6 protein-coding genes are annotated in these 10,364 nt (G+C 73.2%); 4 read left to right on the top strand and 2 right to left on the bottom strand.

Going from position 1 to position 10,364, the window contains the following annotated elements; genetic code table 11:
- Positions 1–401: 401 nt before the first annotated feature.
- The gene (gene topA / locus C1I99_RS23980; RefSeq protein WP_111136463.1) at positions 402–3,215 is read left to right on the top strand and encodes a type I DNA topoisomerase; all 2,814 of its coding nucleotides are present in this window, start codon (positions 402–404) and stop codon (positions 3,213–3,215) included.
- A gap of 73 nt (positions 3,216–3,288) precedes the next feature.
- Here topA and C1I99_RS23975 read toward each other — a convergent pair whose 3' ends face one another.
- Positions 3,289–4,602 carry a D-arabinono-1,4-lactone oxidase gene (locus C1I99_RS23975; RefSeq protein ID WP_111136462.1) on the bottom strand — a complete coding sequence of 438 codons (1,314 nt, stop codon included), beginning with the start codon at positions 4,600–4,602 and terminating at the stop codon, positions 3,289–3,291.
- Between the two features lie 226 nt (positions 4,603–4,828).
- Between C1I99_RS23975 and C1I99_RS23970 the strand changes: the two genes are divergently transcribed.
- Positions 4,829–5,434: a TetR/AcrR family transcriptional regulator gene (locus C1I99_RS23970; protein ID WP_111136461.1), complete on the top strand. Its 606-nt coding sequence runs from the start codon at positions 4,829–4,831 to the stop codon at positions 5,432–5,434.
- A 52-nt stretch (positions 5,435–5,486) separates the two neighbouring features.
- Here C1I99_RS23970 and C1I99_RS23965 read toward each other — a convergent pair whose 3' ends face one another.
- Positions 5,487–6,695: an alanine racemase gene (locus C1I99_RS23965; protein ID WP_111136460.1), complete on the bottom strand. Its 1,209-nt coding sequence runs from the start codon at positions 6,693–6,695 to the stop codon at positions 5,487–5,489.
- Positions 6,696–6,978: 283 nt separating this feature from the next.
- Between C1I99_RS23965 and tmk the strand changes: the two genes are divergently transcribed.
- Together tmk and C1I99_RS23955 are read left to right on the top strand one after the other, a co-directional pair.
- Positions 6,979–9,075 carry a dTMP kinase gene (gene tmk, locus C1I99_RS23960; protein WP_111136464.1) on the top strand — a complete coding sequence of 699 codons (2,097 nt, stop codon included), beginning with the start codon at positions 6,979–6,981 and terminating at the stop codon, positions 9,073–9,075.
- Complete coding sequence (locus C1I99_RS23955; protein ID WP_111136459.1) at positions 9,075–10,361, top strand: DNA polymerase III subunit delta'; 1,287 nt, start codon at positions 9,075–9,077, stop codon at positions 10,359–10,361. The genes tmk and C1I99_RS23955 overlap by 1 nt, the downstream gene beginning before the upstream one ends.
- Positions 10,362–10,364: the final 3 nt, after the last annotated feature.

The raw sequence follows: 10,364 nt of genomic DNA, 5'->3' as shown, positions 1-10,364 counted from the left end.
CCTGGTGGATCATGCAGTTGTGGTGACCCCGCAGAAGGGGCAAAGCATCGTGATCCGCCCACCACAACCCCATGATCGACGTGGGTGGGGGTGGTTGTCCGGTTGGTGACAGTGGGGTGGGGCGGGGCGGAAAACGGGTGGGTGAGGGCTCGGCCGTCGGTCCGCCATCGTCACAGTGTCCCGCTGCCAGCCGTACCCACGGTGTACGGTGGCGCCGTCCGGCAGGTCCGCCGTGCGATGGAGCGGCGGGCGGCCCGCCGGAGTGCGGTTTGCCGCCCGCGAAACCCGAAACGCGGGCGGCGCGTTACGTTGGACATCCGGACCGCCGGGTACCGGTAGGTCGAGGGTGGGCCGAACCGGACACCGGGCGGCCGCGAGCAGGAGTGAGGTCGGAGAGAGACGTGCCGAGCAACGCTGGAACCACGCGCCTGGTGATCGTCGAGTCACCGGCGAAGGCCAAGACGATCTCGGGCTACCTCGGCCCGGGGTACGTCGTGGAGGCCAGCTTCGGTCATGTCCGCGACCTGCCGCGCAACGCCGCCGACGTGCCGGCGAAGTACAAGGGCGAGCCGTGGGCCCGGCTCGGGGTCGACGTCGACAACGGCTTCCACGCGCTCTACGTCGTCTCCGCCGACCGGAAGCAGCAGATCAGCAAGCTGACCAAGCTGGCCAAGGAGGTCGACGAGATCCTCCTCGCCACCGACGAGGACCGCGAGGGCGAGGCGATCGCCTGGCACCTGGTGGAGACGCTCAAGCCCAAGGTGCCGGTCAAGCGGATGGTCTTCCACGAGATCACCAAGCCGGCGATCCAGGCGGCGGTGGCCAACCCGCGGGAGATCGACCGGGACCTGGTCGACGCCCAGGAGGCGCGGCGCATCCTCGACCGCCTCTACGGCTACGAGGTCTCGCCCGTGCTGTGGAAGAAGGTCATGCCGAAGCTGTCGGCGGGCCGGGTGCAGTCGGTGGCGACCCGGATCGTGGTCGAGCGGGAGCGCCAGCGGATGGCGTTCCGCACCGCGGAGTACTGGGACATCCTCGCCACCCTGGCCGTCGCCGAGGTGGGCGAGGGCCCGCGTGCCTTCGCCGCCACCCTGGTCGCGCTGAACGGCGACCGGATCGCGACCGGCAAGGACTTCGAGCCGACCACCGGCAAGGTGAAGCCCGGGGCCGGCGTGGTCCACCTCGACGAAGGGGGTGCCCGGGGCCTGGCGGCCCGCCTGGAAGGGCGGCCGTTCACCGTCACCCGGGTCGAGGAGAAGCCCTACCGCCGCCGCCCGTACGCGCCGTTCATCACCTCGACCCTCCAGCAGGAGGCGGCCCGCAAGCTGCGGTTCTCGTCGCAGCAGACGATGCGCACCGCGCAGCGCCTCTACGAGAACGGCTACATCACCTACATGCGTACCGACTCGGTGAACCTGTCCGAGACCGCCATCGCGGCGGCCCGGCGGCAGATCACCGAGCTCTACGGCGAGCGCAGCGTGCCGCCGGAGCCTCGCCGCTACACCGGCAAGGTGAAGAACGCGCAGGAGGCGCACGAGGCGATCCGCCCGGCGGGGGACAACTTCCGCACCCCCGGCGAGGTGGCCAAGGAGCTCTCCGCCGAGGAGTTCAAGCTCTACGAGCTGATCTGGCGGCGCACCATCGCCTCGCAGATGACCGACGCGGTCGGCTCCAGCGTCTCGGTGCGGATCCGCGCCGTCTCCTCCGCGAGCGAGGAGGCCGACTTCGGCGCGACCGGCAAGACCATCACCGACCCGGGCTTCCTGCGCGCGTACGTCGAGTCCAGCGACGACGAGAACGCCGAGGCCGAGGACGCCGAGCGGCGGCTGCCCACCCTGGTCAAGGACCAGCCGCTCACTGCCGAGGAACTGGCCGCCCAAGGGCACCACACCCAGCCGCCGGCGCGCTACACCGAGGCGTCGCTGGTCAAGGCGCTGGAGGAGTTGGGCATCGGCCGTCCCTCAACGTACGCGTCGATCATGCAGACCATCCAGGACCGGGGGTACGTCGTCAAGCGCGGCCAGGCGATGATCCCGTCCTTCCTGGCGTTCGCGGTGATCGGGCTGATGGAGCGGCACTACCCGCGCCTGATCGACTACGACTTCACCGCCAGCATGGAGAACGAGCTGGACGAGATCGCCGGCGGTGACCACGCCGCGGTCGACTTCCTCACCGCCTTCTACTTCGGCAGCGCCAACGGCGCCGGTGACCGGGACATCGCCCGCTCCGGCGGGCTGAAGAAGCTGGTGACGGAGAACCTCAGCGAGATCGACGCGCGCAGCGTCAACTCGATCCCGCTGTTCACCGACGACGAGGGCCGTGAGGTGGTCGTCCGGGTCGGCCGTTACGGGCCGTACCTCCAGCGGGCGGTGCCGGGTGAGCAGCCCGCCCCCGCGGCGGAGGGTGAGGAGGGCGGCGCCCAGGGCGACCGCGCCCCCATCCCCGAGGGGCTGGCGCCCGACGAGCTGACCCCGGAGAAGGTGCACGAGCTGTTCCTCGGTGGCGGGGGCGAGCGCAAGCTCGGCGACGACCCCGCCACCGGCGAGCCGATCCTGCTCAAGTCCGGCCGGTTCGGCCCGTACGTGGCCAGCGGGGAGCGCAAGTCCTCGCTGCTGCGCTCGCAGTCGCCGGATTCGCTCACCTTCGAGGAGGCGCTGAAGCTGCTCAGCCTGCCCCGGCTGGTCGGCGTGGCCCCGGACGGCGTCGAGGTCTTCGCCAACAACGGCCGCTACGGCCCGTACGTCAAGCGCGGTGACGAGTTCCGCTCGCTGGACTCGGAAGAGAAGATGTTCACCGTCACGCTGGACGAGGCGCTGGCCCTGCTGGCCGCCCCGAAGACCCGCCAGCGCCGGGCGGCCGCGCCCCCGCTGCGCGAGATGGGCGTCGACCCGCTGACCGAGAAGCCGCTGGTGATCAAGGACGGCCGCTTCGGCCCGTACGTCACCGACGGCGAGACCAACGCGTCGCTGCGGCGCGGCCAGACTCCGGAGGCGTTGAGCCTGGAGGAGGCTTCGGAGATGCTCGCCGAGAAGCGGGCCAAGGGTCCGGCGCCGAGGAAGAAGGCGGCGGCGAAGAAGGCTCCCGCCAAGAAGGCCACCGCCACGAAAAAGACCGCCGCGGCGGCCAAGTCGACCGCCAAGAAGGCCACCACCGCCAAGGCCACCACCCCCAAAAAGGCCACCACCGCCAAGAAGGCCACCTCCGCACCGGAGTAACGCCTGACCCCTTCCGGATCCTGGTGTGGAGCCGGCCCCTCCCGGGCCGGCTCGTATCCGGTACGGACCCGGTTCAGCCGAGGATGCGGGTGAGGTGGGGGTTGGTGAAGAGGCGGTGGGGGTCGAGGCGGTCGCGGACGGCGAGGAAGTCGGCGAAGCGGGGGTATGCGGGGGCGAGCGACTCCGCGTCGCGCCAGTGCAGCTTCCCCCAGTGGGGGCGGCCACCCAGGCCCGTCGCCACCTGCTCGAACGCGCGGAAGTACGGCTCGTACGGCATGCCGACGTACTGGTGGATCGCCAGGTACGCCGACTCGCGCCCGTACCCGTGCGACAGCCAGATGTCGTCGGGGGCGGTGAACCGCACCTCGACCGGGAAGAGCACCTTGAACGGCAGCCCGGCCACGATCCGCCGCAGCTCGGCCAGGGCCGTGGGCAGGGCGGCGCGCGGCAGCGCGTACTCCATCTCCACGAAGCGGACCCGGCGCGGGGTGCAGAAGGCCCGGTCGGAGCGGCCGGTGTAGCGGCGCTCGCTGAGCGCCCGGGCGGAGACGGCGCTGATTGCCGGTACCAGCGCCGGCACGGCGCGGCCGAGCCGGCAGGCGCCGGCGAAGACGGTGTTGGCGAGGAACTCGTCGTCCAGCCAGCCGCGCCACCGGGGCAGCGGCCGGTCGTCGGTGGGCACCCGGTCATTGGTCTTGACCTGCACCCGCGCGGTGTACGGGAACCAGTAGAACTCGACGTGGTCGTGCGTCTCGATCAGGGCCGGCAGTTCGCCGAGCACGGCGTCCAGCGGCGCCGGCCGTTCGTGGGCGTGCAGCACGAAGGCGTCCACGCAGCGCAGCGTCACCTCGACCAGCACGCCGAGCGCGCCGAGGGAGACCCGGGCGGCGGCGAAGACGTCCGGGTGTTCGTCGGCGGAGCAGCGCAGCACCTCGCCGGTGCCGGTGACCAGGGTGAGCGCCTCGACGAAGGTGGCCAGGCACCCGTACCCGGCTCCGGTGCCGTGGGTGCCGGTGGAGATCGCCCCGGCGACCGTCTGCGCGTCGATGTCGCCGAGGTTGGGCAGCGCCAGCCCGCGCGCGCCGAGCAGGTCGTTGAGCGCGCGCAGCGTCATCCCGGCCGGTACGGTGACGAGTCGACGATCGACGTCGACCCGTACACCGGTGTCGAGTTCGGTCAGTTCCATCCGCTGGCCGTCGGTGACGGCGACCGCGGTGAAGGAGTGGCCGCTACCGACCGCCCGGATCCGGTCCCCGCCCGCCGCGGCGGCCCGGACCGCCTCGGCGATCTCGCCGACGGAGGTGGGGCGCAGGATGGTGGTGGCGGTGCTGCGCTGGTTGCCGGCCCAGTTGGACCAGGCGGCGGTGGGCAGTGCGGTGCCGGCCATGGCGCGCTCCTCGAAGTGAATATGAACTGACTTCATATCAGGAACGTTGTAGCTGGTAAATACCGCAATCGAGGTCCGCTCGTTGTACCGGTAGTCACGAACTCGTGACGTGCAGATATGTTCATCCGTCGAAGGGGGGTGGCGCCGAGTGTCCACACCAGCCGCCACGACCGGGCCGCTGCGCCGGGTACCGGTGCAGGGTCGAAGTGTCGCGAGGGTCCAGCGGATGCTGGACGCCTGCGCCGAACTCGTCGACGAGGTGGGGTACGAGGGGCTGACCACGACTCTGCTCGCCGAGCGTGCCGAGGTGGCGATCGGGTCGGTCTACCAGTTCTTTCCGGACAAGCGGGCGATCGTGCAGGCGTTGACCCTGCGCACGATGGAGTCCTACCTCCAGCGGCTCGACGAGCGGTTCGCCTCCGACGACCTGACCCACTGGTGGGACGGCGTCGACGCGGGGATCGACGAGTACATCACGATGCACCGTACTGTCCCGGGGTTCCGTACCCTGCACTTCGGCGACGTGGTCGACCTGCACCTGCTCGATGAGCAGCGGGACAACAACGGGGTGATCGCGGACCAGTTGGCCCGGGTGCTCACCGAGCGCTTCGGCCTGGCCGACGGCCCCGAGCTCCGCTTCCACCTGGAGATCGCCGTGGAGGCGGCCGACGCGCTGATCAAACTCGCGTTCCGTCGCCAGCCGGACGGCGACGAGCGGGTGCTGGCCGAGGCGAAGGCGTTGATCCGGGAGTACCTGCACCGGCAGGTCGACGCCCGCACCGCCGTCGAGGAGGAGCCGGCGGAGTTCGAGGACGAACCCCAGCCCGCCTGAGCGCGGTCGGGTCCGGCTGGCTCCGGACCGCCTGCTATCGGCCCGGAGCCCGTCACAGGAAGGCGTGGCCCTCGCCGCGGTAGGTCGGCACGGTCGCCACCACCACGTCCCCGTCCACCAGGTGCAGCTCGTTGACGTGCTCGGCGAGTTCGCCGGCCTTGGCGTGCCGGAACCACACCCGGTCGCCGACCCGCAGCGTGGCGGCGGCCGTGCCGGTCAGCGGGGTCTGCACCTCGCCGGCCCCCTCGGTGCCGATCAGCTTCAGTCCGGCCGGCAGCCACGGGCGGGGAAGGCGGCTGCGCTCGGCCGGGCCGGAGGCGATCCAGCCGCCGCCCAGCACGGTGGCCAGCCCGGGTGCCGGGCGGCGGACCACCGCGCAGGCGAAGAACGCCGCCGGGGTGGGGCGCCAGGCGCGGTACGCGTCGAACAGCGTCGGTCCGTACAGGCCCGATCCCGCGGTGACCTCGGTGACCGCGGGATCGGCGCTGGTCGCGGCCACGCTGCCGGTGCCGCCGCCGTTGACGAACTCCAGGTCGGCGTGTTCGCGTACCGCGGCCACCGCCGCGCCCCGGCGGGCCAGCAGCTCACGGTACGAGCCGCGCTGGGCCAGCCGGATCGCGCCGCCGCGCACCGCCCGCCCGGGCGGCGCGTCGCCGAGGCCGGCGATCTGCGCCTCGTACGCCATCAGCCCGACCAGCCGGAAGCCGGCGCGGCCGGCGACGGCGGCGGCGAACGCGCCGGTGTCCCGCGCGCTGTGCAGCGGCGAGCGGCGCACCCCGATGTGCACCCGCCCGCGCAACGGCCGCCACGAGGCGTCCAGGTCGAGGCAGACCCGCAGCTCGGGCCGGTGCCCGGGGGCGCGCACGGCGTCGACCAGGTCGAGCTGGTCGACGCCGTCGACCATCAGCGTCACCGCGGCGGCGAGCGCCGGGTCGGCGGCCAGTTCGGCGAGCGCGGTCCGGTCGGCGGTGGGGTACGCCACCAGCACGTCGGTGCTCACTCCGGTGCGTACCAGCCAGATCGCCTCGGGGAGGGTGAAGGCCATCACCCCGTGCCAGCCAGGCCGGCCCAGCGCGCGGCTGATCAGCTCCCGGGCGCGGACCGATTTGCTGGCGACCCGGACCGGCTTGCCGGCCGCGCGGTCGGCCAGCGCGGCGGCGTTGGCGTCGAAGGCCGCGAGGTCGACCACCGCGTACGGCGGGTCGAGGTGTGCGGTCGCCCGATCGAGGCGCCCGCGAAGTTTGTCGCTTTCGGTGGTCACGTGTGCACGCTAACTGTCCGACGGTCAATGCGAAATACCCTCGCATCCACCCGGGCTGCGGGCGGTGGTCGCGGCGGCCTAGGCTCGGCGAGCAGGAGAATGTCGCGGCGGGGCGGGTTCCCGCCGGGTCTAGAGTGTTCCACCGGGGGCGCCCAGCGATGGGCCGGCACGTGGAGGTACGGCCATCGAAAGCCAGAAGAACGGCGAGTCGTCCGGCGTGTCGTCGTCCGCGCAGCAGTCCACCAGCGCGGTCGACCATTCCGGCTACGCCGCGATCCGCTCGGTGCTGCGCATCCGGCCGTTCCGCAGGCTCTGGATCGTGCTCGGCGCGGCGTCGTTCGGCGACTGGCTCGGCCTGCTCGCCACGTCCGTCTTCGCCGCCGCCCAGGTCCAGGGCAGTACCGCCAAGGGTGCCGCCTTCGGCATCGTCATCGCCATCCGACTGTTGCCCGCGCTGATCCTCGGCCCGTTCGCGGGGGTGCTCGCCGACCGGTTCGACCGGCGCTGGACGATGGTCATCTGCGACGTGCTGCGCTTCCTGCTGTTCGCGTCGATCCCGCTGGTCGCGCTGCTCGGCGCCAGCGGCGGCGTGGTGGTCGGCTGGGCCACCGTCGCCACCTTCCTGATCGAGACGATCACCCTGCTCTGGATCCCGGCCAAGGAGGCCGCGGTCCCCAATCTGATCCCCCGCGCGAAGCTGGAGACCGCCAACCAGCTCACCCTGATCACCACGTACGGCCTCACCCCGGTCCTCGCCGCGCTCGGCATCGCGGTGCTCGACCGCAGCATCCGGGCGGTGACCGGGGGCGAGATGCCCGGCTGGGCCGAGCCGGCCCAGCTGGCGCTCTGGTTCAACGCGCTGTCCCGGCTGGCCACCGCGCTGGTCGTCGCGTTCGGGATCAAGGAGATCAGCCGGGTGCAGACCGCCGAGCGGGAGCGCACCGGGCAGAGCATGACCCGGCAGTTCCTCGAGGGCTGGCGGTTCATCGGCCAGACCCGGCTGGTCCGGGGCCTGGTGCTGGGCATCTTCGGCGCGTTCGCCGGCGGCGGCATCGTGATCGGTACAGCCCGGTTCTTCGCCGCCTCGCTGGGCGCCGGTGACGCCGCCTTCTACCTGCTCTTCGGCGCCATCTTCGTCGGGCTGGCGATCGGCATCGGGCTCGGCCCGATGATCGTCAAGGAGATGTCCCGCCGCCGCTGGTTCGGCATGAGCATCGTGCTGGCCAGCGCCGCGGTGATGACGCTGGCCTTCGCCATCCACCTGTCGATGGCGATCCTCGGCGCGATCCTGGTCGGCGCCGGCGCCGGGATGGCCTTCCTCTCCGGCACCACCCTGCTCGGCGGGGAGATCGCCGACGAGGTCCGCGGCCGGGTCTTCGCGGTGGTGCAGATCGGCACCCGGTTGGTGCTCATCCTGGCGATCGGCCTCAGCAGCCTGCTCGCCGGTGTCGGCGGCTCCCGCACGCTGGAGATCGCCGACCTGGGCGTGTCGATCTCGTCGACCCGGCTGCTGCTGCTCGCCGCGGGCGCCGCCGGCATCTTCGCCGGGATCAGCGCGTTCGGCCAGATGGACGACAAGAAGGGTGTACCGGTCCTGGCCGACCTGTGGGGCTCGGTCCGGGGCCGCCCGCTGATGCCGGCCGAGCCGTTCGTCTCGGCCGGGCTCTTCGTGGTCTTCGAGGGCGGCGAGGGCTCCGGCAAGTCCACCCAGCTCGGCGCGCTCGCCGAGCGGCTGCGCGGGCAGGGGCGCGAGGTGGTGGTCACCCGCGAGCCGGGAGCTACCGCGGTGGGCGAGCGGATCCGCTCGCTGCTGCTCGGCGCGCCGGGATCGGACGTGCCGTCGCCGCGCGCCGAGGCGCTGCTCTACGCCGCCGACCGGGCACACCACGTGGCCACCGTGGTCCGGCCGGCGCTGACCCGGGGCGCGGTGGTGATCAGCGACCGGTACGTCGACTCGTCGCTGGCATATCAGGGGGCGGGGCGCACCCTCCCGGTCGACGAGGTCTCCTGGCTCTCCTCCTGGGCCACCGGCGGGCTCAAGCCCGACCTGGTGGTGCTGCTCGACGTCGAACCGCACACCGGCCTGTCCCGGGTCGCGGCCCGCAACGAGGAGGCCGACCACGTCGAGGCCGAGTCGGTGGCCTTCCACGAGCGGGTCCGGTACGCCTTCCTCGACCTCGCCGCCGCCGACCCGAAGCGCTACCTGGTGCTCGACGCGTCCCGCCCGGTCGAGGAGATCGCCGAGCAGGTGGCCCGGCGGGTCGGGGAGATGCTCGCTCCCGGCGGCATCGTGCACCCGCGCCCGGCACACGGGCCGGACACCTCGGTGCAGCCCGAGTTATCCGACGCGGAGCTGGTGACGATGGAGCACCGGACCTGATGCCGGACGTCTTCGCCGACCTGGTCGGGCAGGACGAGGCGGTCGACACGCTGCGCCGGGCCGCCGCGGCGGCGGCCGCCGTGCTGCGTACCGCCGCCGTCCGGCCCGGGGGCGGCCCGGCCGTGGCCGCCGACGACGGGCTGGCCGCCCTCGCCGAGGAGGCCGCCCCGGGTGCGGGCGGCGGCGCGGCGGGCGATCCCGGGGCGGGGATGACGCACGCCTGGATCTTCACCGGCCCCCCGGGGTCGGGCCGGTCGGTGGCGGCGCGGGCGTTCGCCGCTGCCCTGCAGTGCGTGCACGGCACCGGCTGCGGCGAGTGCCCCGGCTGCCATACCACCCTCGCCGGCACCCACGCGGACGTCCGGCTGGTGGTGCCGGAAGGGCTCTCCATCGGCGTCAACGAGATGCGGGCGCTGGTGCTGCGCGCCGCCAGCACCCCGTCCGGCGGGCGCTGGCAGGTGGTGGTGATCGAGGACGCCGACCGGCTCACCGAGGCCGCCGGCAACGCGCTGCTCAAGGCGATCGAGGAGCCGCCGCCCCGGACCGTCTTCCTGCTCTGCGCCCCGTCCACCCACCCGGACGACATCTCGGTGACCATCCGATCGCGCTGCCGGGTCGTACCGCTGCGGCAGCCGCCGGCCGGCGCGGTGGCCGAGGTGCTGGTCCGGCGGGACGGCATCGGGCCCGACGTGGCGCAGTGGGCGGCGGCCGCCGCGCAGGGGCACGTGGGGCGGGCCCGGCGGCTGGCCCGCGACCCGGAGGCGCGCAAGCGCCGGGAGGCGGTGCTCGCGGTGCCGCGCCGGCTGACCGGGGTGGGCGCCGCCTTCGACGCGGCGTCCGCGCTGATCGAGGCGGCCGAGGCGGAAGCCGAGGCGTCGGTGGCGGAGACCGACGCGGCCGAGCGGGCCGCGCTGGAGACGGCGCTCGGCGCGGGCGGCACCGGCCGGGGGGCGGCCGGCGCCATCCGGGGCGCCGCCGGGCAGCTCAAGGACCTGGAGCGGCGGCAGAAGTCGCGGGCCACCCGGGCCCAGCGGGACGCGCTGGACCGAGCCCTGGTCGACCTGGCCGGCTTCTACCGGGACGCGCTCACCATGGCGCTGCGCGCCCCCGTCGCGCCGGTGCACACCGACACCGCCGAGGTGGCCGGGGCCGGCGCGGCGAAATGGGACGCCGAGGGGTCGCTGCGCCGGCTGGAGGCGGTGCTGGAGTGCCGGGCCGCGATCGAGGCGAACGTGAAGCCCCGGATCGCCGTCGAGGCGATGATGCTCGCCCTCTGGAAGGGCTGACCC

Origin of the sequence: Micromonospora deserti (assembly GCF_003236335.1) — a bacterium.
GTDB lineage: Bacteria > Actinomycetota > Actinomycetes > Mycobacteriales > Micromonosporaceae > Micromonospora > Micromonospora deserti.
Note: the sequence above shows the minus strand (reverse complement) of the source record. Positions and strands in the feature narration are given on the sequence as shown.

What these genes read in the sequence shown, in the direction of transcription:
- C1I99_RS23970 (WP_111136461.1), top strand. Translation starts at nt 4,829, where the DNA reads ATGCTGGACGCCTGCGCCGAACTCGTCGACGAGGTGGGGTACGAGGGG.
- C1I99_RS23955 (WP_111136459.1), top strand. Translation starts at nt 9,075, where the DNA reads ATGCCGGACGTCTTCGCCGACCTGGTCGGGCAGGACGAGGCGGTCGAC.
- C1I99_RS23975 (WP_111136462.1), bottom strand. Translation starts at nt 4,602, where the DNA reads ATGGCCGGCACCGCACTGCCCACCGCCGCCTGGTCCAACTGGGCCGGC.